The sequence below is a fragment of the Ruegeria sp. K11 genome, from assembly GCF_056531905.1.
Window position 1 is genome coordinate 190,827 of the sequence record NZ_JBQFMP010000006.1, and the last position, 26,154, is coordinate 216,980.

Genomic DNA, 26,154 nt, shown 5'->3' on the forward strand with positions numbered 1-26,154 from the left:
CTCGTTCACTCATATTTTACCGGCAAATCCGATACCGAGCAGTTCATATACCCGGAGGCTTCTTTGTCCCAGTACCGAATGACCCGCCGCTCTGCCCTGTTGGGCGCTGCATCCCTGATCGCGACGCCCGCATTGGTGCGTGCGCAAAGTCTGGATGCGTTCCCACAGGACGAAGAAGCGATCAGCACGCAATTGCCAGTGCGCCGGAATACATCGTCTTTCTCGCAGCAGAACTGGCAGGATCACTTTGATGAACTGGGTGTAGGGGCGCTGCTGGCCGATATCACCAGCCGCGCGGTGCATTATTGGGGGCCGGACGGGACATACAAGCTGTACCCCAGCTCAGTTCCCATGACCGAGGAACTGACCAAACGCGGCTATACAGAGGTCGTGCGCAAGACAGAAAACCCGAGCTGGACGCCCACCGCGTCGATGCGAGAACGCGACCCTTCGCTGCCGGTCCGGATGGAAGGTGGTGAGCCCGGAAACCCGCTGGGCACCCGCGCAATGTACCTGACATGGCCTGCCTATCTGGTGCATGGAACGCACGACACGCGCAAGATTGGCCGCCAAAGCTCCTCGGGCTGCATTGGGCTGTACAATCAGCATGTCGAAGAACTGTATCCGCTGGTGCAGATCGGAACGCAGGTCCGGCTGGTCTGATCCAGCGGCACAGTTCAAACAAACAGCCCCGGCCAACGCGACCGGGGCTTTTACGTAGATCGGAAGCCTGAATTATTCGGGCAGAATTACCGCGTCGACCACATGGATCACGCCGTTGCTGGCTTCGATATCGGCCTGAATAACCTCAGCATCATTCACCTTCACGCCGCGCTTGGCGTTCACGCTCAGACGGTCGCCCTGTACGGTCAGAACCTTGGCGCGCTTGCCGGCAATATCGCCTGACATCACTTTAGCGGGCACCACGTGGTACGTCAGAATCTCAACCAATTGATCTTTGTTCTCAGGCAGCAGCAGGGTTTCCACAGTGCCTTCGGGCAAAGCAGCGAATGCCTCATCCGTGGGCGCGAAAACCGTGTAGGGGCCTTTCCCTTTCAGAGTATCCACCAGACCTGCGGCCTGAACGGCGGCTACCAGCGTGTTGAACGACCCTGCCGAAACGGCCGTGTCGACAATATCAGCGGCCTGCGCCTTGGCGGGCAGTGTCAGGGCAAGTGCGGCGGCGGCCCCCATAAAAGTGCGACGGAACATGGCTGTCATCTCCTCTCCAGCGTGTTATGGAAAGGGGTACGGCGTCAGGATCAGACCGGATCACAAAGGGTTCAACTTTATTTGATCTGAACCCAGATACTCTGCGCCCGTCCGACCTTCAAAAACGGCAGGGCTTCTCGCGCGTCAGGGCGTTCCTGCTGCAGGTAATACCCGGGCCAAAGCATTGAAAATGAACCGGATTGCAGCATCGCGTGCAAGATATACTGCTCTCCCCAGCCGGGGCAGTCATAGAAGAATCGCTTGGGGTATTCATAGGGCAAGAAAACATCGTGCACGTGAATGACCACGCCCGGTTTCAGGGTCGGAATGATCCGACAGAACAGATGGGCGACATCATTGCTCATCCGGACCACATGGCTGGAATCGATGAACAGGATGTCCCCAGCCTCCAACTGATCGAACAGCGCCGGATCAACGTCTTCCAGCCGTTTTTGTTCAAAGTGATCCACGACATGTGCGATATCGGCGCGCGGATATGGATCGATCGCGGTGATCTGTGTTTGCAATCCACCATCCAGAATGGCTTGCCGGGTCACGCGGGTTGAGTTCCCACACCCCACTTCGATCACCCGGCGCGGCTGGAACCGCCTTACCATCAGGTAAAGCGCATCCGCGTCCGGGCTGTCGTAATACCCGTTTCCAATACGATAGCCCGTCTGATTACGGGCCGGATCTTTTAGTGCCTGCAGAGCCTCGGCATGGTGTTCGAACTCTTCCACCAAAGGCGCGATATCGAAACCCTCCATACCCGGAGATAACGCGTAGGCGGGGCGGGTCAGACCCCCTGCCCGTTCGAACGCCTCCAGCCGTACCCGTTCCTCTCGCTCGGTGACCTTGTCGACCAGGCGCACGTCCAGCTCATCCAGGGCGGCGTTGATCTGAGGGAATTTTCTGGGTTTCACAGGGTGGCTCCACTAACGACTGTCACATCGGTCCTTACAGGGGCAAATGGGGGCTTCGCAAGCGCCTGCATCCCAAACCCTTGGCAAAAGGGAAATTTCCGTATTCACTGGTTTTACCAGAACCGCGAGGGCCGCCATGCAGCAGGAATTTACGCTGGGAATCGAAGAAGAATACCTTCTGGTCGATCAGGACAGCCTTCAACTTGCACAAGCCCCAACCGCCCTGATGGAGGCCTGTCAGGCCGATTTCGAAGGGCAGGTCAGCCCAGAATTCCTGCAATGCCAGATCGAGGTTGGAACCCGGCCGCACAGTACCATCAAATCAGCGCGCGAGGACCTCAAGCGTTTGCGGTCCTGCGTCGCCAAGCGGGCGGCGGAATATAACCTCGCCCCGATTGCGGTTTCCTGTCACCCCTTTGCCAATTGGAAGGACCAGCATCATACCCGCAAAGAACGTTATGACGCGCTACAACACGCGCTTGGGGGTGTTGCGCGGCGGATGCTGATCTGCGGCATGCACGTCCATGTCGGCGTTGCCGACCCCGCTTTGCGGTCCGATCTGATGCCGCAACTGTCCTACTTCCTGCCGCACCTTCTGGCGCTTTCCACTTCGTCCCCCTACTGGAACGGCGAGGATACCGGACTGTCCTCATACCGCCTGACGGTGTTCGACAACCTGCCCCGCACCGGCCTTCCCCCCGTATTCGGCAGTTGGGCCGAGTACGAACGCACCACGGGCATTCTGGTCGAACTTGGCGTGATCGAAGACACTTCGAAAATCTGGTGGGATCTTCGCCCGTCACATCGTTTCCCGACACTTGAAACCCGGATCATGGACGTACAACCGCGTTTGGAACATACCCTGTCGCTGGCCGCTATGGTGCAGGCCCTGACACGCATGTTGTGCCGCCTGAAAGATCGCAATCTGCGCTGGCGGCAATATGACCGGTTTCTGATTGGTGAGAACCGCTGGAGGGCGCAGCGCTATGGCGTCGGCGAAGGAATGATCGATTTTGGTGACCGCTCGATCAAACCAATGCCCGAACTGATTGGCGAGTTGATGGGAATGCTGGCTGAAGATACCGAAGCGCTGGGCACCATGACCGAACTGGCCCGCCTGCGCCAAATCGCCGAGGGCGGAACCTCGGCCACGCGTCAACGCCGCGTCCACGCCGAAGCCGTCGCACGCGGTCAGGATCCCGGGATGGCTGTTGTCAGACACCTGATCGAAGAATTCCACGCCGATCTCTAGCCTCGGTTTCCGCCCGAGTCCAAGGTTTGCCGCGCCTGAAAAAATTCTGTAAGGATTGAAGAATAAAACGCTTGTTCAATTCTTCAGACCACAAGGGACACACCGCCATGGATTTCGCGCTGACCGAGGAACAGACAGCCATTTTCGACATGGCCTATGCCTTTGGGCAGGATCATATCGCCCCCCATGCGCGCCAATGGGAAACCGATGGTACAATCCCGAAAGAGCTGTGGCCGCAAGTGGGCGAGCTGGGTTTTGGTGCGCTCTACGTCTCCGAAGACAGCGGCGGATCAAATCTGTCGCGCCTGGACGCAACCCTTGTATTCGAAGCACTTTCAATGGCCTGCCCCTCGGTCGCGGCATTCCTGTCGATCCACAATATGTGCGCCAAGATGCTGGACAGCTTCGCAAGTGAAGAGCTGAAAGCCCGGATCATGCCCGATGTGCTGAGCCTGAAGACCGTGCTCAGCTATTGTTTGACCGAACCGGGTTCAGGCTCGGACGCGGCGGCGTTGAAGACACGGGCCGAGCGTTCAAACGAGGGGTATACGCTGAACGGAACCAAGGCGTTTATCTCGGGCGGCGGATATTCCGACGCCTATGTCTGCATGGTCCGCACCGGTGCGGACGGGCCCAAAGGGATCTCGACCGTATATGTGGAAGACGGAACGCCGGGTCTCAGCTTTGGCGCGCTGGAGCAGAAAATGGGTTGGAAAAGCCAACCGACGGCTCAGGTGCAATTTGATGATTGCAAAATCCCGTCCGGCAATCTGGTCGGCCAGGAAGGCGACGGCTTTAAATACGCCATGATGGGTCTGGATGGCGGGCGTCTCAACATCGCCTCGTGTTCTCTGGGTGCGGCGCAAAATGGGTTGGACATGACTTTACAATACATGTCGGAACGCAAGGCATTCGGCCAATCGATCGACCAGTTTCAGGCCCTGCAGTTCCGTCTTGCAGATATGGAGATCGAACTGCAGGCCGCGCGCACCTTCCTGCGTCAGGCGGCTTGGAAGCTGGATCAAGGGGCGCCGGACGCCACAAAATTCTGCGCCATGGCCAAGAAATTCGTGACCGAGACCGGGTCGAAGGTCGTGGACCAATGTCTGCAATTGCATGGCGGTTATGGCTATCTGGCCGATTACGGGATCGAAAAACTTGTGCGCGATCTGCGGGTGCATCAGATATTGGAAGGCACGAACGAAATCATGCGAGTCATCGTCGCGCGTCAGATGCTGACCAACCGCTGAGGACCCAATGCCAGACATCGACATCCGAACCACTGGCCGCGCCGGACGCATCACGCTGACACGCCTCCGCGCCCTGAACGCACTAAGCTATGAGATGTGCATGGCGATAGACACTGCGCTGCGGAACTGGCGCGAGGATGATGCCGTCGACCTGATTATTCTGGATGCCGAGGGGGAAAAGGCGTTCTGCGCCGGCGGAGACATTGCCGAGCTTTATGATACCGGGATCAAGGGCGATTTTGCCTACGGGCAAACCTTCTGGCGGGATGAATATCTTCTGAACGCCCTGATCTTTGAGTATCCAAAGCCGGTCATCAGTTTCCTGCAGGGATTCACCATGGGCGGCGGTGTCGGTATCGGCTGTCATGGCAGCCATCGGATCGTTGGCGAAACCTCGCAAATCGCCATGCCGGAATGCGGCATCGGGCTGGTCCCGGATGTTGGCGGGTCTTTGATGCTGGCTCTGGCCCCCGGACGTCTGGGTGAATATCTTGGCACAACCGGGCATCGCATGAACGGCGCAGACGCGATTTATGCCGGTTTTGCAGATCATTTCATTCCACAAGACATCTGGCCGTCGCTGATCGAACAGTTGGAAGCCTCGGGCGATGCCGATGTGATTGGGCGTCACGCCATCACACCGCCGGAAAGTCAGCTGGAACAGATACAGGGGCAGATCGACCACCTGTTTGACGGCGAAACCTTGGGGGACATTCTTAACCAACTGCGCAGCGACACGAGCGAATTCGCCGCGCAAACGTTGACCAGGATCGAACGGAATTGCCCGATATCAATGGCTTGCGCGATCGAGATCATCCATCGGCTTAAGGGCCCTTCGCTGACCCAACGCAAGGCGTTGGAGCTTGAATATCGCTTTACCTATCGCGCGATGGAGCACGGGGATTTTCTGGAAGGCATTCGCGCCCAGATCATCGAGAAAGACCGCAATCCGAAATGGCAGTTTGCCGATTTGAACGTTCCCGGTGTTGCCGTGTCGAACATGCTGAGACCACTGGGGCAAAACACTTTGAAATTTGAGGAGGACTAGGGATGAAGATCGCCTTCATCGGCTTGGGAAACATGGGCGCGCCCATGGCCGCCAATCTCGCCAAAGCCGGGCATACCGTTACAGGTTTCGATATGGCCGACGTGTCAGTCGACGGGGTGACACTGGCCCCGTCCGGTGCCGAGGCGGCAGCCGGTGCTGATGTTGCCATCACCATGCTTCCCAATGGTCAAATCCTGCGCGCCGTCGCTGATGAGATCATTCCGGCCATGTCAGCCGGTGCGGTACTGGTCGATTGTTCAACGGTTGACGTGGACAGCGCTCGCGAAGTGGCAAAACAAGCTGTGGATGCGGGTTTGCTGGCGGTTGACGCCCCGGTTTCGGGCGGTATTGGTGGCGCGGCTGCCGGGACCCTGACCTTTATGGCCGGTGGATCAGAAGCCGCCTTTGCAAAGGCCGCCCCGTTGTTTGAAATCATGGGTCAGAAAGCGGTGCATTGTGGCGAGGCCGGTTCTGGTCAGGCGGCGAAGATCTGCAACAATATGATCCTCGGCGTGACCATGATTGCCACATGCGAAGCTTTTGCGCTGGCCGACAAACTGGGCCTAGACCGGCAGAAGATGTTCGATGTCGTCAGCACGTCGTCTGGTTATAGCTGGACAATGAATGCCTATTGTCCCGCACCGGGTGTCGGCCCTCAGAGCCCTGCGGATAACTGCTATCAACCGGGTTTCGCGGCCGAGTTGATGCTGAAAGACCTGCGCCTTAGCCAGCAAGCCGCCGACAGCGCCGATGCCGATACGCCGATGGGCCACGCCGCGACCGTATTGTATGAGCAGTTCGTTGAGCACGAAGACGGCTTGGGTCGCGACTTCAGTGCCATGCTTCCAAGGTTCGAAACGCGCCGCAGATCATAAGGTCCAGCGGCGGAAGTTCGCACAGGCCTCAAAATCGCAAGGAGCTCCCCCTATCTGATCAGGGTGAAATGTGCGATTGATAGATTACCTGTTTTGGAGACTGAGTGAATGAAAACCCTGACCTGCCTGACCGCGATTGCCGTTTTTGCTGCCGCTCCTATTGCCGCATGGGCCGGAAACGGAAATGGCAAAGGAAAAAACAAGAACAAGGTTCAGGTTGAGCGGGTCTCACCCGATTATGGGGTCAGGACCGGGGCGAAGGCAGGTCATTGCCCGCCCGGTCTGGCCAAGAAAGCGGTGCCCTGCGTGCCCCCCGGTCAGGTGAAAAATCGCTATCGCGTCGGCGACCGCATCTCGGATGATTACGTCTGGATCAATGACCCCTACCGCTATGGATTGCGCCGGGGCGGAGATTATGTCCGAGCCGGGGATTACGTCTATCGCATCGATCCCGAAACCCGGAAAGTTCTGAACCTGATCGGTGCCGTCGCTGACATTTTGTATTGATCACACCTATTCGGCAGCGACCCGTTTGGAATCAAACATCGGCTTGAGGTAACGGCCTGTGTGGCTGCGTTCACAGGCAGCCACTTGCTCGGGCGTGCCCTCGGCCACGATCTGACCGCCACCATCGCCGCCTTCCGGACCGATATCGATGATCCAGTCGGCGGTTTTGACCACGTCCAGATTGTGCTCGATCACGACAACGGTATTGCCCTGGTCAACCAGTTCATGCAGCACTTCCAACAGTTTGCGCACGTCTTCGAAATGCAGACCTGTCGTAGGTTCGTCCAGAATATACAATGTGCGCCCGGTGGACCGTTTCGACAACTCTTTCGACAGTTTCACCCGCTGCGCCTCACCGCCTGACAGGGTTGTCGCCTGCTGGCCGACTTTGATATAGCCCAGTCCAACGCGGGCCAGCGCATCCATCTTGTCACGGATCGACGGCACAGCCTTGAAGAAGTCCTGTGCGTCTTCCACCGTCATATCAAGCACATCTGCGATGGATTTGCCCTTAAACTTGATCTCCAACGTCTCACGATTATACCGCGCACCCTTGCAGGTCTCGCAGGTCACATAAACGTCTGGCAGAAAATGCATCTCGATCTTGATGACACCGTCACCCTGACACGCCTCGCACCGGCCGCCTTTGACATTGAAGCTGAACCGACCGGGCTTGTAGCCGCGCGCCTTGGCTTCGGGGAGGCCCGCAAACCAATCGCGGATTGGGGTGAAGGCCCCAGTGTAAGTCGCTGGATTTGAACGCGGAGTTCGCCCGATCGGTCTCTGGTCAATATCGATGACCTTGTCCAGATGCTCCAACCCCTTGATCGTCTCACAGGGCGCAGGCGTCTGTCGGGCACCGTTCAGACGCATCGAGGCTGTCTTGAACAGAGTTTCGATGGTGAGGGTGGATTTCCCGCCCCCCGAAACACCGGTCACACAGACAAACTTGCCAAGCGGGAACTGCGCGGTGACGTTTTTGAGGTTATTGCCCGTCGCCTTAACAACGGTGACTTTTTTCTTGTTGCCTGCCCGGCGTTCGGTCGGCACAGCAATTTCCCGCGTACCAGACAGGTATTGGCCGGTGATCGACGCCGCGTCGTCTGCAATATGGTCCGGCGTACCGTGGCTGACCACTTGCCCGCCATGCACACCCGCCCCCGGGCCAATGTCGAACACATAATCCGCCTCGCGTATGGCTTCTTCGTCATGCTCCACAACGATCACGGTATTTCCCTGATCACGCAGATTTTTCAGCGTGCCCAACAGACGGTCATTGTCGCGTTGATGCAATCCGATCGACGGTTCATCCAGCACATAAAGCACACCAGTCAAACCCGAGCCAATCTGGCTGGCCAGACGAATACGCTGGCTTTCTCCACCAGAGAGGGTGCCACTTGAACGTGACAGCGTAAGATATTCCAATCCAACGTTATTCAGGAATCCAAGCCGCTCCCGGATTTCCTTGAGGATTGCTCGTGCGATTTCGTTTTTCTGAACGCTCAGATGCTTCGGAGCATCCTCGACCCAGGCCAGAGCCTCTCGAATCGACATCTGAACCACCTGCCCGACGTGCAGACCGGCAATCTTGACGGCCAGAGCCTCAGCCCGCAGGCGGAATCCTTCGCAGGTGCCGCAAGGGCGGTTGTTTTGGTAACGTTCGAACTCTTCCCGAATCCAGGCGCTATCGGTCTCACGATAGCGGCGCTCCATGTTGGGGATGACCCCTTCAAAGGTACGGGTGACCTGATAGACCCGCCCGCCTTCGTCATAGCGGAACTGAATTTCTTCATCACCCGAACCGCGCAAGAACACCTGCTGCACCTTCTTGGGCAGATCCTTCCATGGTGTGTTCTTGTCGAACTCATAGTGCCGCGCGATGGCTTCGATGGTTTGCAGGAAATACGGAGATTTTCCTTTGCGCCACGGTGCCAAAGCGCCGTCGTACAGCTTCAGCGTCTGATCTGGCACGACCAGCCGTTCGTCAAAGAACAGTTCAACCCCCAGACCGTCACAATCCGGGCAGGCCCCGAAAGGTGCGTTGAACGAGAACAGGCGCGGCTCGATCTCAGGGATGGTGAACCCACTGACCGGACAGGCAAAATTCTCACTGAAGGTGATCCGCTCGGGGTCGCCTTCCCTCGGCGCCGTTTCCAGAATGGCGATCCCATCCGCCAGATCCAAAGCCGTGCGCAGGCTGTCGGCCAGCCGGGTTTCCATCCCCTCGCGGACCACGAGCCGATCGACGACCACGTCGATGTCATGCCGGAACTTCTTGTCCAGCGTCGGCGGTTCGTCCAGTTCGTAAAACGCACCGTCTACTTTGACCCTCTGGAAACCCTGCTTGCGCAGTTCCAGAAACTCTTTCTTATATTCGCCCTTGCGGTCGCGCACGATCGGAGCCAGCAGGTAACCCCGCGTCCCCTCCTCCATCGTCATAATCCGGTCGACCATATCCTGCACCTGCTGCGCTTCAATAGGCTGTCCGGTGGCTGGGCTGTAAGGCGTACCGGCGCGGGCAAAAAGCAGGCGCAGATAGTCGTAAATCTCGGTCACGGTCCCTACGGTCGAACGCGGGTTTTTCGAGGTCGTCTTCTGTTCGATCGAGATCGCCGGGCTTAGCCCGCTGATGTGATCCACATCGGGCTTTTCCATCATATCAAGGAACTGACGGGCATAGGCCGATAAACTCTCGACATAGCGGCGCTGCCCCTCGGCATAGATCGTGTCAAACGCCAGCGAGGACTTGCCCGAGCCCGACAATCCGGTGATCACCACCAGCTGGTCACGTGGAATGTCGACATCAATGCCCTTGAGGTTATGTTCGCGCGCGCCGCGCACCTCGATATTCTTCAGCTCAGCCATTCTGGCCCCCAACTCAAACGTTCTTCAGAAATAGGCGAGCGGCGCTGAGTCTCCAACCGAAAAGTTAGAACAAATGTGGAACAGGCGGATTTTCCACCACCCTCCGCTTATTCGACCGATTTCCGGGCCAATGCCCATGCACAAATCGGAAAGTCAGGATCGTTTGTCAGATCGTCCCTTTCTGGATCGTAGCTTGGTGGCCAGTCCAACTCGAGATTGCGCAGGGCTGCCTGACGATTGCCCCATTGTTCCGCCCGTATGCCCGCCGGATCGAACCCGCATTCGGTCAGAAGGTTAACCAACCCGCGCGCGGACCACCGGGAACAATCGTTGGGTGCCGCATGGAACGGAATAAAGAACGGCACCGCCAGCCAAAAATACCCGCCGGGTCGCAACATCTCGGACACGTTCAATGTCGCTTCATAGGGGCGATCCAAATGTTCCCAAACCTGATTGGCCAGGATCAGGTCGAATGCTCGAACCGTGCCCTGTTCATCCGTTAGTGGGCCCAGACAGATGTCGTGTTGCCGTCGCCAGGCTCGCGTATAGGTCTTAAAGGCAAACTGCTTACCCCAAGATCCAGAGATTTCAAACGCATTCAGAGATGGCGGGTCCAGTTTCCGAATCCAGTCCCGGCTGCGGCGTGCCATTACGATCCGGTTCAGACTGGTCACGGGGGCTCTCTCGGGTTGGTCCTGTCGCGTCGGTCATGCCAGACCGGAACTGGCCCTGCAATGCCTTTGCACCAATGCCAATTTTGATCATCAGGGGAAAATGGCGCGGTTGACGGGGCTCGAACCCGCGACCCCCGGCGTGACAGGCCGGTACTCTAACCAACTGAGCTACAACCGCGCATTTAGGGTCTCTGTGCGATCCGTTTGCCCGGATCAAAGGCTGGCAGTGATGGCGCGGTTGACGGGGCTCGAACCCGCGACCCCCGGCGTGACAGGCCGGTACTCTAACCAACTGAGCTACAACCGCCCACTGCCCGTTCATTGCTGAACGTTGGGGTGTATTATGGCCACGGTCGGGCAGCGTCAAGCGGCGTTTTCAAATTTTCTCTCAAAACTGGAATTTTGAATTTCCGCCGAGTTTGACAAGACACCGGGCGGGTTTCAAATTCCCCGCCTTCTCTTTGTTTTTCCAGACATGCGGGCGTACGCACCCGAAAGCGCAACCCAAGAATGTGTTACGGCAGCAACAGCCGGTTCTTTTTGCCCCAATCAAATACACATTCCCCCCATTTGGGCATAGGGCTGGCCGGGCTCATGAGGTCTCATTTCGACCCTAGCATAATCAAAAAACACACGGAGCAGACACGTGAAAAAACTGTTTATTGCCAGCGCAGTAACCGCAATTTCCATTTCCAGCCAGGCGCAGGCGGTTGAACTGGCCGGCGCATATATCGACTTGGGTTATTCGACATTCACCGACAGTGATTTGGGGGATGTGTTCAACCTGAACGGGTCGGCCGAAGTTGCTTTCACCCGCATGTTCAGCACTCAGTTGGATCTGGGCGGATATCGCTTCGACAATCCGGACGATACGGCAACCAGCTGGACCTTGCATGGCAATCTTCACAGCAGCCAGAACGCGTCCTTCGGGGCGTTTTACGGTGAGGAAGAGCTAGACGGCACCGATTTCGACTTCTACGGCGTTGAAGCAGGTTTTGATGTTGGCGAGGCAGATTTCGAGGCCTATCTGGGTCGCCAAGAACTGTCTGATTTCTCGGACATCGACGGAACCCTCTTTGGGATTTCAATCAGCGCAGATCTGGCCGACCGGTGGGAGTTGAAGGCCAGCTATGATCTGGTCGATAACGTTCTCGGTATTCTCGATTACGATCTGTATGCTGTCGGCGCAAATTACGCCGCGACCGACTATGCGCAGGTCTATGGTGAAATCGGCGTGGCCCATATCTCGTCTCCCATCATCTCGGGCAGCACAAACGAAGCATATGTCGGCGTCGGAGTCCGCTTCACCTTCGGCAACGAGCGCGCCACGACCTTTGGTCGTCGAGGAGTATTCGACAAGCTTCCCGGACTCTAAAAACAAGGCCCCGGGACCCCATCCCGGGGCTATCTGTCCTATGCCTGACTCTGTCGGCTGATAGTTCCTCTTGCACGGGATCAAAACAGGCTGTAATAGCCGCCTCTACGGGTGATTAGCTCAGTGGTAGAGCGCTTCGTTCACATCGAAGATGTCAGGAGTTCAAATCTCTTATCACCCACCAATCTTTTCAATGGGTTACGAGAAAATAACGAAGTGACCCTTAGTTCCCTGAACCTAAAAAGCAGAAAATGCGCGCCAAAGACTTCCCCTTACCGACTGTAGAAATCCAGTGCGACTACTGCGGTAGGTTCGGTCGATACAGCAAAGAACGGTTTGTGGAGATCGTGGGCGAGGACACGGAACTGCCGCAGGCGCTGTCTATCGTTGCCCACGATTGCCCAGAGGATAGGGTTACAGCCGATAATATGCGAGGAAACTGCAGGCCATACTATCCGCAGAATTGGCGGTCGTAAAAACAAAAAAAGCCCGACCACACGGGTCGGGCCTCTCACAACACTCTTTCAATATCAGGCAGGCGCTCCATTTTGATCATGGGCCTCCGGAGGGTTTATCGAAAACACAAGATGAAGAGCCCGGCGCGCTGAGCGACCGATCGGCAAACGCAACACCATGAGGACAATCGCCTCAATTACGAAAAAGACCATGCAAAGAGGGCTGTTTGCAAGCATGCATAAAATTCCCTCTGAGTACACACGCGCGATATCACGGTGACGTGGATGCGCGCGAATTTGACCCGGATCAAATTTCCTGCCTGTAAGCGCGTAGAAAACACCAACAGGATAGACGACAACGATCAACCAGGCAGCAGCGCGGCTAAGCAGACTGTTTCCAAGCCGATCCAACTCGGTACGAACAAATTCAGGGATTGTATCATCAGCCAACAGCTCTTCTATGTTCTCGGCCACCTTCACGCGAAGGGGCTGGAACGTGCGAGACAGTTGAACAGCGAAATAGGTGTACCCCACCATAACCAGCAGGGCGATCCCAAATATCGTGTACATTTCCGTCATTTTTTTCGCCTCGGTTTCTTTTTTCTATCAGGCGAGCGTCCCAGAGACGACCGCTTTTTTCTTCGTTTGTTCTGAATCTGCTCCTTTGCCTTTTTGCTGTGGGGGTAAATGACAACCAACCTCAAGATGCAGGTAACGATCACACAAAGCAGAACCCCGATGGGATAGTGATATAGTATATCCAATCCCCGAGTGAAAACATCGGACAATAACGTGAGCGTCCGACCGCCGATTTTGGTCTCTTTGATACCAGGAACGTCATCGATGATTCCGGCAATCAAACCCAACAAACCTAGTACACCAATTATGCGGGCAAGTACCCATACCGTCGCCTTGACGAAAAACCACATACAACCTGCCTGTAACCAATATGCGCCGCAAAAATTAAGAATAGATTGCAATTCAATTACCTTCAAAGTCCAGAGAAGATTCGCGATCACAAAAAAAGCCCGCCAGCGCGAAGCTGACGGGCTAAGTCGTAGGGACAGAAACAAGTACCAGCGGGCACCTGTTCGAGATATTGAAACTAGGCTGGAAGCCCTTTCTCTGTTTGGGAATACGCGCCTGAGACCCCCGACGCCGGGGTATCATCGATCCTGAATAAGCAACCTGATCTTCCGGCTGACTATGCGGCCTGCGGCTGTGGTGATGGTGCAGTCGATGATGTACTCTACCTCAGCACTGCCACCTGACACCCAGACAGTAACCACGCCGCCTGTTCCGCTGTCAGAATCCTTGGTCAGGCCGGTGGTCACTGTGACGACGTAGGATGCAATCGTATCCCCGTCCGTTGCCAGGTATTCAGTCCAGTCGAAAACATAGTCCAGCTTTGAGGCTGGGTCTTTGATTAATCTATTCATCAGGCAACTCTCAGTGTTCGATCTTCGGCAGGGATTTTCAGAACGCGGCTCTCAGCGGTGATCTTGAAGACGCGCTCATCTGGCGTGACCAGAACAAAGGCCGCGTCCTGCACCACGCCTGAGCCAAACACATCCGCGTCCAGATGCAGGCTGCCAGCAATGACAACTGGCCCGGTCTGCAGTATTCCGCCACCAAAGCTGTCAGGATCATCAAAGCGCAGACCGGTAATCTGGATGCTGCCAACCGCAATCAGGCCTGAGCCAAACGTGTCCAGATCGACGAAATGCCCGCCTCCGATAGTCACGGGCCCGGTCTGAAAGGCCCCTGCCCCGAAAGTATCCGGATCAGAGAACGCGGTGCCGCCGAGGTTCTGCGGTGGTGGTCCGCCCTGACTGACAATTCCTGATCCGATCTGATCGGGATCAGCGTAGGCCGTACCCGTGAGCGTCACCGCGCCTGGAACTGCCACACCAGAGCCGATTGTATCCGGATCGCTGTGCAGCGTCCCAACAATAACCACCGGGCCAACATCGATCGCGCCAGAGCCAATCGTATCGGGATCAGAATGACCTGAGCCGGTGATGCCTTGGCTAGGTGCTCCGCCTTGCGATGCCGCCCCGCTGCCAATTGTGTCCGGGTCCGTGTGGGCCTGACCGCCAATAGTGACAGCACCGGCATCCAGAACGCCGCCAAAGAAGCTGTCCGGATCAACGTGCAGGGCACCTGTTAGCGTGACTGGCCCGGACGAGGCTGTCCCCGCGCCTGTCGTGTCCGCATCGCTTAACAGGCTGCCTGTGATCGACACAGCGCCCGCGGCAATGGTTCCGGAGCCAATGGTATCCGCGTCAACGTGGTCCGAGCCGGTAATCGTCTGGGCACCGCCACCACCACCCGCATTGAAGATGATCTCGATGGCGGCGCGGTTGACGCGATCACTGCGGTTGAAGGTGAAAGTACAGTCGTTCGCGCCGACCGTGGACATGGTTTCCCATGCTACGCCGCCGCAGATGTCCGACGAACTGGTTGATCCGCCGTTGACCCGGCCCTCATAGATCTCTGTCGCCCCGGATGTGGTGATCGGTGTGCCGTCACCGGGCTGCGATCCGACATACAGGCCAACCGAATCCGCGATGGTGCTGGTCAGGTTGGGGGTGACGCTGTTTCCAACTGTTCCACCGCCCACCCCAGAACTTGACGCGCCGGTTGGTGTGACCTGATCGACGTCATCAAACTCCAACGCCACGATGATGCAGGACCGCATCAGGTGGCTGAACTGAACCTGTACCGCAGACGCACCGGATGCCGGGTTCTTCAGGACCGCAATGCCGCACCAGTCTCGACCATTCGCGGACGGTGACACCTTGATGGGCATATCCACGCCACCAAGGGTCGCAGTGAACGTGATCGCGGCCCCGGTGCTGCCCGACGATGCCATGATCGCAAGCGCAACAGCCCTGTCGGCGGTGCTGCCAACAACAATGTCCGTGGTGCTGTTGTAGGTCGATGCGTTGGCCGTGGTATTCAGGACCTCGACGACCTGAATAGGCGCGCCCATATCAGGCTCCGATAGATTCGAATTCGGTGATCAGGTTCGCCAGCTCTGGACTTTGGCGCAGCGTGTCAGCGATGGCTGACGGCATGACCTCAGGGTAGTGCAGCATTTCATATTGCAGACCGGCGGGACCGCGCAGCGCCAGATCAATCAACTGATCGACAGGCATCGCATGAATGGCCGTAATCGCAGCCTGATGAAATGCATCCGCCATCGCCGTGATCGTGCTCGCCTTCGTGAAGAACTCTGCCATGGTCAGGTTGAGGCCCTGCGCAGCCATCTGCGCCTCGGCATTCGTTGGCTGCTTATTGCCCTCAGTCAGGGCTTGGGCCGTAGCGACCTTTGCATTCCCAAGCGCACCTTGTGCCCGATCAATCAATGAAAAGCTCATGTCGCCAGTGCTGTCGCGCAGCGCGCGCAAGGCAGTTGCAGCGTCAACCGAAGTGCGGCCCGCCTTCTGGAAGGCCTCAGGAAATAGAGAAAGCGACATGATCAGCCTCCGAAAAAATGGGCAAAGCGTGGATCGGCCTGCGCTGCGGCGCGCTGTGCGACCTCATCAAACATCACTTGCGTGTTTCCGGCTGGGGTTGCGCCGTTGAGGCTGATGCCGGGTGCTTGGTTGCCGGTCATGGTCGCCTGACCAGTGATGCGGATGCGCGGTGTCTCAGCGCCCGCCTTGTTCGCGACACGCGGGATCGGCACCAGAATGTTGCGGTCGATCTCGGCATTCGACAAATGATCACCGGCGATGCAGTTGGTGTGGCTGTTCAGGATGGTGTTGTCGCTGATCACCAGCCCCTGATGCGCGTGCGACGGATCGTTGCCGTCACCCTTGTCCAGACCAAACCAGATGCCCTGCGTATAGCTACCCTGGTTCTGATCCAGTAGGTTGTTGATGATGTGCAGATCAATGCAGCCCAACTGTGATGAGCGCTGAATCTGGATCATGTCGCGGTGGTCACCGGAACCGAACAACCCACCGAAGTCATGCAGATAGTTGCCATCTACAACACCGCCGTCGATCCGACCGAAGTTCATGCCGTCAGAGCGAATAGAATGGACATCGTTGCGCAAAACCCGAATGCCGGAGCTGTTGCCGATGCTGAAGCCTTTCCACCATGTATGGAATTCGCAATCGACAAGCACGAAGTTGGTGCATCCGTCCGCCTTTAGGCCACGCCCGGTGCCGGTGCTGTTGCTGTCAACATCGCCTTCAAACAAGCAATCTCTGATCACGACATTGCGGCTGTTCAGCACGTTGCACGGGGTTGCGCTTTCTTTCTTCCCGGCCACGTAATCATACTTGAAATGAAGACCGTCCAGAGCGATGCCATCCCGACCGGAGATCGACAGGCCCGAGAACTTGGGCTTTTGAGCCGGATCAGCAGCCACAAGCGCCACGCCGTCTGTCGGGATCGACAGCACGCCGTAGTCACCCGGCGCAAGGCGATAGGTGCCCGGCGTCTTGACCGCCTGTGCAAGCTCTGCGGCGTTGGTCACATCCGCCGTGGGGGTTGGTGTAGGCGTCGGCGCAGGTGGCGTCGGGGCTGGGTCTGGGTCGGGTTGAGGTGCCGGATCAGGATCAGGCTGCGGCGCAGGATCGGGGTCCGGCTGAGGCGTGGTGTCCGTGTCGGGATCAACAACCGGATCATCGTCATCGGAGTCCAGATCGACGACATAGAGCCGCTTCCATTCGCCGTCATCATTGGACGCATAATAAGCGCCGTCCTTGTGCAACATTGCGTTGTCGCCCAGGCGAACGACCCGTCCTTTCTCCGCATCGCGAAGCTCAAAGTTCGTGATCTTCTTAGGCATGACTGCCTCCGGTGATTTGAGGGGGGGGTGGTGCGGTCGGGCTTAGATGGTGAACCAGCCCGCCGCATCGACGGTGTAGTTGATGTCGCCCGTGTTCGGCGTGATCGGGAACCCGGTCTGGTTGGTGTCCAGGAACAGAACCAAGCGTGAGGTCGCCTCAACACCCGTATCGATGTAGAGAATGACCGCTTCGCTTTCGTCGCCTGTGGCGCCTACCCATGCGACGTTATCGGAATCAAAGGTTCCGTCCGTTGCGGTTTTGCCGGTCAGGTTTGCCGAGGTCTCGACACGCGCAGCCGCAGGCAAGTCGGTCAGAAACTCATGGGCAGCCGAATAGGTATAGTCGGCCAGATCGACGAGAACGGCCTTCACATTGCCGCCAATCATGTCGGTATTGGCCCCGCCGCTCAGCAAGGCCTGCTTGTAATTCGGGTAAATGGCATTGGCCATGTCCGATCTCCTTCAGTGGTTTTGGATTGATGCGCCTACCCGGCGCGGGGATTACATCGGATCGCCTTTGGGCGTGTTCCGAGGAATTACTTGGAAGAAATCAGTGCCGACCGCCACGACGCAGCTTTTGCCGTTCGGGTGGGTGATCAGAATCGTGTAAGAACCGGTTTCACGCGAGGTCCAGACTTCCATGACCGATTGTCCGTTGCGGGACTTCTACAGCCCACCGAACGCCAGTTCTTCACCGTAGTTGTCCTGCAGCTTGGTAATGACATGATCCCGCAGCCCGCAGGATTGCTGCGCATGGGCTGGGAAGGCCAGCAACAGCAGTATGAGCGTGGCGCGGATCATGGTTTCGGGTCGGTCTCGGGCTGGTTCGGGATGCGCCAGACTGCGTACACCAACCCAGCAACCGCAGCGGCAGTTCCTGCAGCCTCTGGTGACAACGGGATAAAGATACCCCCATCAGTCACCTGAACATTCTGGGTTACCCATGCGATTGCACCGCCAGCGAAGGCAACAATTGCTTTTGCATATTTTGCCGGGTTCATTTCGCAGCCTCCTGCACCACTTGGCATACCTTCGCAGCGTCAGCGGCATACTCGGGGTAGAACACGTCAACGAACCGGCACCCGCGCGCCAGCATCGCCAGTTCGTCATCGTCGAAGTTGATCGGATCGAAGCCCTCGGCATTGGCTGCTTGGATTTCGCCAACAAGGAAGTCAGCCGCAGCTTGCTGGCGATCTTCCGACCAGTCACACGCGGACACGAAAAGAACCGCCAGAACGGCGGGTAGTACAAGTTTCATGGGATGTCCTTTCATCCAAAGATGTTGCGGAAGAACTTGATCAGACCGCCGAAGGGGCGATTCTTGGGCTTGGGTGCATGGCTGCGGAGCCAGATCGGTACATTAAAACCGGGACAGGCCTTGGCCGCATACTGGTTGTGGCCCGTTACCTCGGTGATCGTGGGGTGCTGACGTTTCAGATCGCCAATGAACGACCACAGCGCCTTGTCTTGCGCGATGGTGAAGTTGTCACTGAAATCATCGTCCGCGCTCGATCCGTGGCCGCCGATCAGGCAGATTGCGATTTTTCCCCTGTTGTGTCCTTTGATATGGGCTCCTGTCCGCTCAACGGGCCTCGCAGCCATGATCGTTCCGTCGCGGTCGATTACGTAATGGTAGCCATTGCCAGACCAGCCGCGCGCCTTATGCCACCTCGTGATCTCCGCAACCTTGTCTGCAGTCGGCTTGCCCTGCATCCATTCGGGCCGTGTGGCTGCGCAGTGGATCGCGATTTCGTCGAGATATCTCATGGGCAATCTCCATTGCAAAAGACCCCGCAGGCGGGGCAAAGGGCTGGGTTGTGTGGTGTGGCTATCGGGTGCTTGGAACTGTCACGCGCAGTGGAAACCAAGGTGTCCAGCGTGGGATAGGCTCCCCGCGGCCGGGACATTTCGGATAGACCAGCTTCGCGGCCCAACTATAGTCACCTTCGGCGCGGTGGCGCGGGATTCTCAGGTGAACATCGAAGTCAATCGGGGTGCGCGTCAGCTCCACCTCCGACATGTTTTCCTCATCAAAGAGGATCGGCATGGACCGGCCATCCGTCGCGTTGCGCAGAAACGGTGTAATGGTCGGCATGCCGCATGTTTCGCCGTAGCGTGTCCGTGCGCCGTTCAGGGTATAGACGCACCGATCTGCTGTGCATGTTCCCCGCTGGCGCGCCATGGCTTCGTTCCATTCGACCACCGATGGCGGAGGGACATTGCGCTCCAGCTCATCCAGCCTGACCGAGATTTCGGTTATGCCAAGAAAGTCCTGAGCAACTTCCCGCACGCCGTCACCAACGAACTGCACCCACAGCGCCGTTATAACGGTGCCGAACAAGATCAGCGCGCTGACAATCTTCCGCCAGTAGTCGATCTGCTCGCCGACGCGGGCACTCAGTTTGCCGATCTGCTGTTTGGTCATGCCGCCCTGCCCCTTAGTATGAAGCCGCTTCGGCCAGCCCGAGGTTGACCATCTGGTCATTCAGACTGACGCGCTCGTTTTCGTGACTGAACACGGTGCCCAGCCAGCGGCCATATTTGCCCTTCTTGTCCCTGTAAGTGCGAAGGATGATATCCTTGCCAAGGATGCGCTCGCTCAGCCAATCGCGAGACTGGAGGCCTTCCGGACGCTCAGGGCCGCGGACCTCTGGCGCGTTGATCCCGTAGAGGCGGACCTTGACGCCACGCACCCATGTTTCGAGGCCCAGGTCGATATCGACTGTGATTGTGTCCGCGTCATAAACATCAACGACGTGAGCACGATACGTGTAGAGGCTGATCATCGCTGCGCCGCCCTCTGTCACGTGATACCAAACAGGGCATCAATCCCCGCGTCATCGGTTCCGAAGGCCTGTGCAGCACCCGGCATCCACCTGCTGTTACGCCGGATCATCCTGCGCGCCATGATGTCGAAATAGGCCTGTCCCTGCTCAGACGCGTCAAGGCCATTGTACATGGTCTGGATCGCGGCAGGCATGGCGTTGCCGTTGCTCCAGTCTGTCGCCTCCTGAAACGTGACGAACCCCGCCTGTGCGGCGGCCAGAGCGAATGCCTCGCGCTCCATTTCGGCCCGCTTACGTTTTTTAATCCGACCGTCATACGCGGCTATCTCAGCCTGCTTTGCGGTGATTTCAGCCGGTGTCAGCGGGATCGCTTTCCCATCGATGATCTTCTGCATCACACAATCCCCGTTACTGTCACTTCACCGCCGCCAATGGTGTCCCCGGCAAAGTAGATTTCGAGATAGTTGTCGGCTTGTGTCGCTTCCCGCCTGCCAGAGTGAAAATGCTGAACCAGCAGGTTCGCGATATTCCGGTGCACACCCCACGTCCGAAAAGTTGTGCGCAAACTTGAATCCGCTGCGTCCCAAACCTCGACATAGCCGGTCCACTTGGACTGATCCGCCTGCCCGACGCCGAAAGAGAACTCAAATTCATTGTCAGCGGGGTCCTGTCCAGGAGAGAACGTTCCGTCAGACATGCCAAATCTGATCCAACTGTAGTCGCTGGCACCCTGATCCATGTTTGATCCACCGTCGGAACTAGTGCGCAGCGCCAATGATGAGTTGTTTGTGGTCGGGAACAGGCCGGTTAGGTCGATAAGATGACGCCGAAATCCCGACGGTAAAGAGACGCCAATCACCGTTGTCGCGGCAGAGATAGTGGCCTTCGAGATCACGCCCGGTCCCAGCCAATCACTCCACCCTGCGGCGTCTGTTGTCTTGAGGCGCGTCACTGTCTGCGGTGCTGCAGGGTTTAGGCTGGTGGCGCGCTGGACGATGTACTCGCTTGCGCCGCCGAGGCCGTGGTTCTCGACCGACAGTGTGAAAGGACCGTTCAGGTTGGGGAACGGGTTGGTGCCTGCGGTCGCGCTCACATGCGCTCCACCATAGCCGAAATAGTTACCATAGGTGGTGCGGTTGTTGATGTTGCCCGAATCCAGCGGAATGCCGATGCCAAACGCGCCGACTGGCATCAGGTTGCCTGCCTCCAGCGCGTCTGGCGCACTTTGGACGGCAAAGAATACTGAGGGATCAAGGTTTTCCCATTCGTTGTTCACAAAGTTGGCTTGCCATGCAACGAAAGCGGCGGCTAGTTGCGCGAAGTTGGCCGGATCAGCCAATGAAGGCGGCGTGGGTGGGGGCGTTATTCCTGCTGGTGCTGCCATCAGATCAAACCTTCAATTTCAAGAGTTGCGAATGATGTTCCGCTGTGATTGAGCGGAATGCTGAAATCCTGGAAGAAGCCGAACACGATGGTCCCGAATTCCTCCAAGCCCTCCCCGGCAAAGTAGACAGACGGGTTGGCGCGCAACTTCGACAGAGTTCGCTTCACGCGCCGTGCATCGCCTGTCGGAAGTTTGAACGAGAAATCTACCGTGTCGGCAAAAGGCCTCTCGACCAGGATAGCGTTGCCGAACTGATCCCGGTCTTTGGTCGAAAAGTCCTCAATTCCGGTTTCTGTCCCGCTCAGCGTCTCACCCAGGCTGACCATCTCGCCCAGCACGATTTGACCGATCTTTGCCGTTCCGGCGGGCGCAGAAATGGTTATGTCCACCTCGTACCCGGTATAGGCCGGCACTCCGGTGAAGATGGTCTCAGTGTCGAACTCAGGGTCCCACGTGTAGAACGTGAACCAGTCCACGATCTCTGTCGTGTCGATCAGATCCCGCATGACAGTGAAAATCTGCTGTGCGCTGGCATCCCTTACAGTCAATGTCAGGCTTTCCGCCTCAAGCCCAAAGAATGCAATGCCGGTCAACTGCGATGGGGCCGCTATGGTGTAGGTGATCGATCCTGATTTCTCGGCAGTATTTGATATCTTGCGGTCGAAGGCCGAATACTGCTCTGTCGCGCCAATCTCGATCCAATGCGTTCCATCGTCTGTCTCGGGATCGTTGTTCAGGTTGCTGTTGCTGACAGACTCGTAAATCAGTTGGAACGGCTTGCCCGAGACACCCTCTTTAAAAGCCCGATCCCCCTGATTGTAGCTTGTGACAGCGTCCCATTCCGGATGAGCGGTCACAGGAAGATTGGTGGCCGTCAGCACGCTGTCGGTCACTGTGATAGGTATGATGACTTTCACTAGGTCTGCTCCGCTGGAAGGCCGATCCGGTCCCACTTGTTGGTGATTTGCGCCTGCTTCTTGGAGTAATGGTTCTGGCTCAAACCAAGTTGGCGTTGTTCACTCCGAAATGCGGCAATCTCCGCTCTGAGCGCGGCCAGTTCCTCGCGCAATTCCTGGCTGCTTCCGCCGTTCATCATCGATCGCGTCTGTGCCGCGCTGTAATAGCGCGCTGGTCCAGTGACCTCGTATTCCGGGCCGTTCTCGCCAACAATCCGGCCACCGCCGGTGTGAAACCCACCCATGGCAAACTGAGGAATGACACCATTTGCCAAATCGGCCATGTCAGCCAATCCGCTGATCTGCGCCAACACGCGGGCCGCGCTGCGCCGGTATTCTTCTTCAGACCGTGCATTCGCGCGCAGGCTGTTGAGGTATGTGCGGGCGTAACCTGTGACCTGCTGGGCCGCTGCTGAATCTCCTGCGGCGGCCAGATCAACAGCCATGTTGAAGCGCGACCTGTTTGCGGCCAGCACCTGCGATCCGGATGCGGGTGTCAGGTTTGTGTTCAGTATCTCATCCAGGAACGTGCGGAACTGGTTCAGGAACTCCGGGAAGGCAAAGGCCATCGCATCAGACAGGCCGATCAGATCGGTATAAAGCTGACGGCCACTTGCGCTGGACAGGTCGATGCTCTCTACAAGCTCACGGAATTGCGCCCGGCTTCGAGGCATAGCCACACCAAGAGCAGCCATCTGCATGTTCAGGGATTTCAGGGTGTGAGCGCGCCGTTCTTCTTGTGAGTAAAATTCCTCATAATATCCGGTCACTGACGTGTTCAGTTGATCCAGTCCACCGAACCGCCGCACCAGATCGGAAGCCATACCAGCCCCGGTCAGGCTTGCCATGAACGGCATCTTGCCCATGGCCTCGAACAGATCATTGACGCTGGTCAGATGCGTGGACAGACGCCGCAGGGTGTCATAGGCCCGCTCGCCCGAGCGCGAGAACCTGTTTGTGCCAAGAACCAACCGCGCCATGTCATCAGCAGTGTTGAGAATCCGGCGATCAATGCGGCGCTGGATTTCTTCCGGGCTCTTGTTCTTGGTCCAAATGCGGAACTTCCGGCCCCGGAATCCGCTCAGGCCGTTGGTAGAGAGACCAAGCGCATCTGCGCCCTCGCGGATCGTCGCCACGCGCCCCAGAATGGCATCGTCCAACGCCCGCTGAAAGCTTGCCTCAATCGGTCTTCGTTTGCGGGCATCCGACCGAAACAAACCACCGCCGTAGTGATCGACATAACGGGCATTTACGCCGCTTCCCGTCACCCGGCCACGAAGGCTGGTGCCCTCGAATTCCCGGCTGAACGCGTTCTTCAGGAACAATCCTGCACCTGCAATGACACCCAGGGCCGGAATGGCCGCCCCGATGGCACCTGCGCCACCCACAGACCCGGAAAGCAACCCACCGAGGTTGGCAAAGGAACTGCCGGTACCACCACCGGACAGAACGCCCCCGATGCCCTGCCCCACGCCGCCGAGAAACCCGCCGACGTTGGCTGCGGCAGTACCCAGCAAACCACCGCCAGAGGTCAGGTTGGCAAGCCCCACAGCCGTAGACGCGCCCTGCAGGGCCGCACCACCGGCGACGATACCACCGAGACCCAGAATGCTCGTGACTGAGGCCACCACCGGGAGGACGATCCGCGCGGAGGCAAATTGCAGTGCGATGTCTCTCAACATTCCCTTGACCACATCCCGCAAATTGCCGCCTTCGAACGCCGTTCGCGTGATTTGTTGGCTCCACTGCTCCTGCAAGCCCAAAACGTTCCTCATCGCGGCTTCGGTGTTTTCGAGTTCCACAACCTGATCGGCCAGCCCATTGATCTGAGATTTTGTCAACTTGGATGCGTCTTTGCCAAGACGGCGCTGAACATCATAGACCGCCTGCAAGTGCTGGCGTTCACGGCCGGTGACGTTCAGGAGCATTTGGCGCTGGGATATCTCACGACGCAGGGCGGCGATGGTGGAGGTGGCGCCTGATCGCGCTGCATTCCCGGTCTTTCGGTTAACTTCTGCCAAGGCTTTCTTTCGGGCAGTGAGCACACCCGTTGCCTCAATGGCGTCTAAATCCAACGCATAACGCGCCTCTGCGGCAATACGATCCTCACCAGCCGCAATTGCCGCATCACGGACATTCTCTGCCCTGATGCGCTTTAGCTCAATCTGACTGGCTATGGCGGCGTCTGCACCGCCTTCCAGCGCCTTTATCTCTGCCTCAAGAACGCGAACGCCGTCTTCAAGTCCGGCAGAGAAGCCAGCAGCCGATTGCAGGGCCGACGCAAGGTTGCGGGCAGCAAGTTCAGCATCGCGGAGGGCTTCAGTAGTACTATCAACCTCCCCTGCTGCTGAAGCCAATACACGGTTCAGTACACCGCTCTCTTTTGCTGCATCCAATAGGGCTTTCGAGACTTGTTTTCCTATCGGCCCGCCAATGTCTGAGGCAATAGTCCGCGCGTTGGCCAAACCTGACACCAAATCTTCAGTTGATCGGGCCGCGAAAACTGCCTCCATGGCTTCGTCAAGCCTTACAAACTCGGGATAAGCGATGCCCGCCTGTTTGATAATCTGCTGTATCTGAGCCAAGTACCCGGGATCGATGCTGCCCGGATTCGTGAAGTCCTCCCAGAAGACCTCAAATGCACCACTTAGTCTTGTCAGGTCGCCCGTAACCAACTCGAACTCGCGGCGAATTTTGTTTGAGATAACACCAAACTCCGCCGCCCGCAGATCGTCTATGAGTGCTTGCACATCTCTCGAAAGAACACCGAATGTATCTCCCAAGTATTTTTGGATGTCAGCGCCTGAGGCTTGCGATACGCCAGCGAGACGATCTACCGCTTCAGCAAGGTCCTCAATATGATCTTTCGACTTTTCAGATTCGTCACCTGCTCCGAGGATGCTCTCTATCAAAGGCACGAAAGCACCTGAAGCAACGCCCAATACGGCGCCCATTGTTCCGAATGGCAGCAACAGGTCAGCAGCCTGGATGGACAATGCACGCGCCGCCGAGGTTCCCGCAATCATTTGCTGACTAACTTGCCCGAGCTGGACGGCGGTCATGCGGAACCGATGCGAGTTGCCGAGCGTAGAAAACAAGTCCTTAAAGGACTTACTTGCCTTTGTTGTTCGCCCTGCCAACGGACCCATAGCATCCTTGGCCTTTTGGGATGCCTTTGCGAGCTCATCGGCGGCTCCGGCACTATTTTTGAAACCAGCCGCAACTTGGTTTGCCGCGCTTCCCGCCTTAACAAAACGCCCACTTGCATCTCGGACGCGCTTGTCGACACGCTCTGCAGCTTGAGCTACCCGTTCAAGCGCGATCTCGCCTTTTTGCATGCCGCGAGTGTCAGCTTCCATTACCAATCGGGGGAAATCGACCAAGGGTTGTCCTTTCAGGGTAAACGCCGCAATCTCCATTCAATTCTGAAGGAGTGGTTTTCGATGAAGATTTTGGCTTGGATTGCGTATGCCGCTTGGGCTCTCGCAGCGTTCGTCTTGTTTATCGCGCTTGATGGCGCGGAACTCTATTTGATCACCGTGGCCATCTCTTTGGCGATCTCAGGTGTTTTGTTTTTCGCGTTTGAGCGAGTGATTTCCTTACTCACAGACATCAGGGATACACTTCGATCAGCCCCACAAGACGAAGCCACCAGAGAAGCATCAGATACACCCCAACCACGTCCGGTTGATGAGATAACTGCCGATCTTGAGCGGTTGAAAGAGAAGCACCCCAGAGACGCTCAGGAAGAAGCGTGGCAAAGATTGGAAGAAAAAGGTTAGGAC

The 26,154-nt window shown here is 57.4% G+C and carries 29 protein-coding genes and 3 tRNA genes; 9 read left to right on the forward strand and 23 right to left on the reverse strand.

Annotated features, from left to right (window positions below; all coding sequences use genetic code 11):
- Positions 1–78: 78 nt before the first annotated feature.
- Entirely contained in the window at positions 79–663 is a 585-nt protein-coding gene (locus tag ACR0K4_RS11640; RefSeq protein ID WP_480520582.1) for a L,D-transpeptidase, read from the forward strand.
- A 72-nt stretch (positions 664–735) separates the two neighbouring features.
- On the opposite strand, the gene ACR0K4_RS11645 is transcribed toward ACR0K4_RS11640, so the two are convergent.
- Together ACR0K4_RS11645 and ACR0K4_RS11650 are read right to left on the reverse strand one after the other, a co-directional pair.
- Positions 736–1,212: a fasciclin domain-containing protein gene (locus tag ACR0K4_RS11645; RefSeq protein WP_480520195.1), complete on the reverse strand. Its 477-nt coding sequence runs from the start codon at positions 1,210–1,212 to the stop codon at positions 736–738.
- A gap of 77 nt (positions 1,213–1,289) precedes the next feature.
- On the reverse strand, positions 1,290–2,135 hold the full coding sequence (locus ACR0K4_RS11650; RefSeq protein ID WP_480854076.1) for a class I SAM-dependent methyltransferase: 846 nt from the start codon (positions 2,133–2,135) through the stop codon (positions 1,290–1,292).
- 136 nt (positions 2,136–2,271) lie between these two features.
- Between ACR0K4_RS11650 and ACR0K4_RS11655 the strand changes: the two genes are divergently transcribed.
- From ACR0K4_RS11655 to ACR0K4_RS11675, 5 genes are all read left to right on the forward strand, one after another.
- Entirely contained in the window at positions 2,272–3,387 is a 1,116-nt protein-coding gene (locus ACR0K4_RS11655; protein ID WP_480520191.1) for a carboxylate-amine ligase, read from the forward strand.
- Between the two features lie 107 nt (positions 3,388–3,494).
- The gene (locus tag ACR0K4_RS11660; RefSeq protein ID WP_480854077.1) at positions 3,495–4,637 is read left to right on the forward strand and encodes an acyl-CoA dehydrogenase family protein; all 1,143 of its coding nucleotides are present in this window, start codon (positions 3,495–3,497) and stop codon (positions 4,635–4,637) included.
- Between the two features lie 7 nt (positions 4,638–4,644).
- Positions 4,645–5,685: an enoyl-CoA hydratase/isomerase family protein gene (locus ACR0K4_RS11665; RefSeq protein ID WP_480854079.1), complete on the forward strand. Its 1,041-nt coding sequence runs from the start codon at positions 4,645–4,647 to the stop codon at positions 5,683–5,685.
- 2 nt (positions 5,686–5,687) lie between these two features.
- Complete coding sequence (gene mmsB, locus ACR0K4_RS11670) at positions 5,688–6,560, forward strand: 3-hydroxyisobutyrate dehydrogenase (RefSeq protein ID WP_480854080.1); 873 nt, start codon at positions 5,688–5,690, stop codon at positions 6,558–6,560.
- 108 nt (positions 6,561–6,668) lie between these two features.
- Entirely contained in the window at positions 6,669–7,067 is a 399-nt protein-coding gene (locus ACR0K4_RS11675; RefSeq protein WP_480854081.1) for a hypothetical protein, read from the forward strand.
- A 6-nt stretch (positions 7,068–7,073) separates the two neighbouring features.
- Here the strand turns inward: ACR0K4_RS11675 and uvrA are convergent, their stop codons facing one another.
- The 4 genes from uvrA to ACR0K4_RS11695 all read right to left on the reverse strand — a co-directional run bounded on the left by uvrA (position 7,074) and on the right by ACR0K4_RS11695 (position 10,913).
- Positions 7,074–9,932: an excinuclease ABC subunit UvrA gene (gene uvrA, locus ACR0K4_RS11680; protein WP_480854082.1), complete on the reverse strand. Its 2,859-nt coding sequence runs from the start codon at positions 9,930–9,932 to the stop codon at positions 7,074–7,076.
- Positions 9,933–10,039: 107 nt separating this feature from the next.
- A complete protein-coding gene (locus ACR0K4_RS11685; protein ID WP_480854083.1) occupies positions 10,040–10,606 on the reverse strand; it encodes a methyltransferase domain-containing protein in 567 nt (188 codons plus the stop codon).
- Between the two features lie 101 nt (positions 10,607–10,707).
- Positions 10,708–10,784: transfer RNA gene (locus tag ACR0K4_RS11690), tRNA-Asp, on the reverse strand.
- Positions 10,785–10,836: 52 nt separating this feature from the next.
- Positions 10,837–10,913 (reverse strand) — tRNA-Asp (locus tag ACR0K4_RS11695).
- 339 nt (positions 10,914–11,252) lie between these two features.
- Between ACR0K4_RS11695 and ACR0K4_RS11700 the strand changes: the two genes are divergently transcribed.
- Positions 11,253–11,981 (forward strand): hypothetical protein, encoded by a 729-nt coding sequence (locus tag ACR0K4_RS11700; RefSeq protein ID WP_480854084.1) that lies wholly within the window; start codon positions 11,253–11,255, stop codon positions 11,979–11,981.
- Between the two features lie 109 nt (positions 11,982–12,090).
- A tRNA-Val gene (locus ACR0K4_RS11705) sits at positions 12,091–12,165 on the forward strand.
- A 346-nt stretch (positions 12,166–12,511) separates the two neighbouring features.
- Here the strand turns inward: ACR0K4_RS11705 and ACR0K4_RS11710 are convergent.
- The 17 genes from ACR0K4_RS11710 to ACR0K4_RS11790 all read right to left on the reverse strand — a co-directional run bounded on the left by ACR0K4_RS11710 (position 12,512) and on the right by ACR0K4_RS11790 (position 25,431).
- On the reverse strand, positions 12,512–13,015 hold the full coding sequence (locus ACR0K4_RS11710; protein WP_480854085.1) for a hypothetical protein: 504 nt from the start codon (positions 13,013–13,015) through the stop codon (positions 12,512–12,514).
- Between the two features lie 587 nt (positions 13,016–13,602).
- On the reverse strand, positions 13,603–13,875 hold the full coding sequence (locus tag ACR0K4_RS11715) for a phage fiber-tail adaptor protein (RefSeq protein ID WP_480854086.1): 273 nt from the start codon (positions 13,873–13,875) through the stop codon (positions 13,603–13,605).
- Positions 13,875–15,431, reverse strand: a complete 1,557-nt coding sequence (locus ACR0K4_RS11720; protein WP_480854087.1) for a hypothetical protein — start codon at positions 15,429–15,431, stop codon at positions 13,875–13,877. Before ACR0K4_RS11720 ends, ACR0K4_RS11715 begins: the two co-directional genes overlap by 1 nt.
- Before the next feature lies 1 nt (position 15,432).
- A complete protein-coding gene (locus ACR0K4_RS11725) occupies positions 15,433–15,918 on the reverse strand; it encodes a hypothetical protein (protein ID WP_480854088.1) in 486 nt (161 codons plus the stop codon).
- Positions 15,919–15,920: 2 nt separating this feature from the next.
- Positions 15,921–17,243, reverse strand: a complete 1,323-nt coding sequence (locus ACR0K4_RS11730) for a right-handed parallel beta-helix repeat-containing protein (protein ID WP_480854089.1) — start codon at positions 17,241–17,243, stop codon at positions 15,921–15,923.
- A gap of 42 nt (positions 17,244–17,285) precedes the next feature.
- Entirely contained in the window at positions 17,286–17,693 is a 408-nt protein-coding gene (locus ACR0K4_RS11735; RefSeq protein WP_480854090.1) for a hypothetical protein, read from the reverse strand.
- A gap of 51 nt (positions 17,694–17,744) precedes the next feature.
- Complete coding sequence (locus ACR0K4_RS11740; RefSeq protein WP_480854091.1) at positions 17,745–17,885, reverse strand: hypothetical protein; 141 nt, start codon at positions 17,883–17,885, stop codon at positions 17,745–17,747.
- Between the two features lie 24 nt (positions 17,886–17,909).
- Positions 17,910–18,044 carry a hypothetical protein gene (locus tag ACR0K4_RS11745; protein ID WP_480854092.1) on the reverse strand — a complete coding sequence of 45 codons (135 nt, stop codon included), beginning with the start codon at positions 18,042–18,044 and terminating at the stop codon, positions 17,910–17,912.
- Entirely contained in the window at positions 18,041–18,244 is a 204-nt protein-coding gene (locus ACR0K4_RS11750; RefSeq protein WP_480854093.1) for a hypothetical protein, read from the reverse strand. The genes ACR0K4_RS11745 and ACR0K4_RS11750 overlap by 4 nt, the downstream gene beginning before the upstream one ends.
- Entirely contained in the window at positions 18,241–18,501 is a 261-nt protein-coding gene (locus ACR0K4_RS11755; protein WP_480854094.1) for a hypothetical protein, read from the reverse strand. Before ACR0K4_RS11755 ends, ACR0K4_RS11750 begins: the two co-directional genes overlap by 4 nt.
- An 11-nt stretch (positions 18,502–18,512) precedes the next feature.
- Complete coding sequence (locus ACR0K4_RS11760; RefSeq protein WP_480854095.1) at positions 18,513–19,010, reverse strand: N-acetylmuramoyl-L-alanine amidase; 498 nt, start codon at positions 19,008–19,010, stop codon at positions 18,513–18,515.
- Positions 19,011–19,071: 61 nt separating this feature from the next.
- The gene (locus tag ACR0K4_RS11765; RefSeq protein WP_480854096.1) at positions 19,072–19,668 is read right to left on the reverse strand and encodes a hypothetical protein; all 597 of its coding nucleotides are present in this window, start codon (positions 19,666–19,668) and stop codon (positions 19,072–19,074) included.
- 13 nt (positions 19,669–19,681) lie between these two features.
- Complete coding sequence (locus tag ACR0K4_RS11770; RefSeq protein ID WP_480854097.1) at positions 19,682–20,029, reverse strand: thermonuclease family protein; 348 nt, start codon at positions 20,027–20,029, stop codon at positions 19,682–19,684.
- 17 nt (positions 20,030–20,046) lie between these two features.
- On the reverse strand, positions 20,047–20,424 hold the full coding sequence (locus ACR0K4_RS11775; RefSeq protein WP_480854098.1) for a hypothetical protein: 378 nt from the start codon (positions 20,422–20,424) through the stop codon (positions 20,047–20,049).
- The gene (locus tag ACR0K4_RS11780; protein ID WP_480854099.1) at positions 20,424–21,413 is read right to left on the reverse strand and encodes a pyocin knob domain-containing protein; all 990 of its coding nucleotides are present in this window, start codon (positions 21,411–21,413) and stop codon (positions 20,424–20,426) included. Before ACR0K4_RS11780 ends, ACR0K4_RS11775 begins: the two co-directional genes overlap by 1 nt.
- Positions 21,413–22,330 carry a hypothetical protein gene (locus ACR0K4_RS11785; protein ID WP_480854100.1) on the reverse strand — a complete coding sequence of 306 codons (918 nt, stop codon included), beginning with the start codon at positions 22,328–22,330 and terminating at the stop codon, positions 21,413–21,415. Before ACR0K4_RS11785 ends, ACR0K4_RS11780 begins: the two co-directional genes overlap by 1 nt.
- Complete coding sequence (locus ACR0K4_RS11790) at positions 22,330–25,431, reverse strand: hypothetical protein (RefSeq protein WP_480854101.1); 3,102 nt, start codon at positions 25,429–25,431, stop codon at positions 22,330–22,332. Before ACR0K4_RS11790 ends, ACR0K4_RS11785 begins: the two co-directional genes overlap by 1 nt.
- Here ACR0K4_RS11790 and ACR0K4_RS11795 point away from each other — a divergent pair.
- Positions 25,408–26,151, forward strand: a complete 744-nt coding sequence (locus ACR0K4_RS11795) for a hypothetical protein (RefSeq protein ID WP_480854102.1) — start codon at positions 25,408–25,410, stop codon at positions 26,149–26,151. The two genes, ACR0K4_RS11790 and ACR0K4_RS11795, sit on opposite strands and share 24 nt — an antisense overlap.
- Positions 26,152–26,154: the final 3 nt, after the last annotated feature.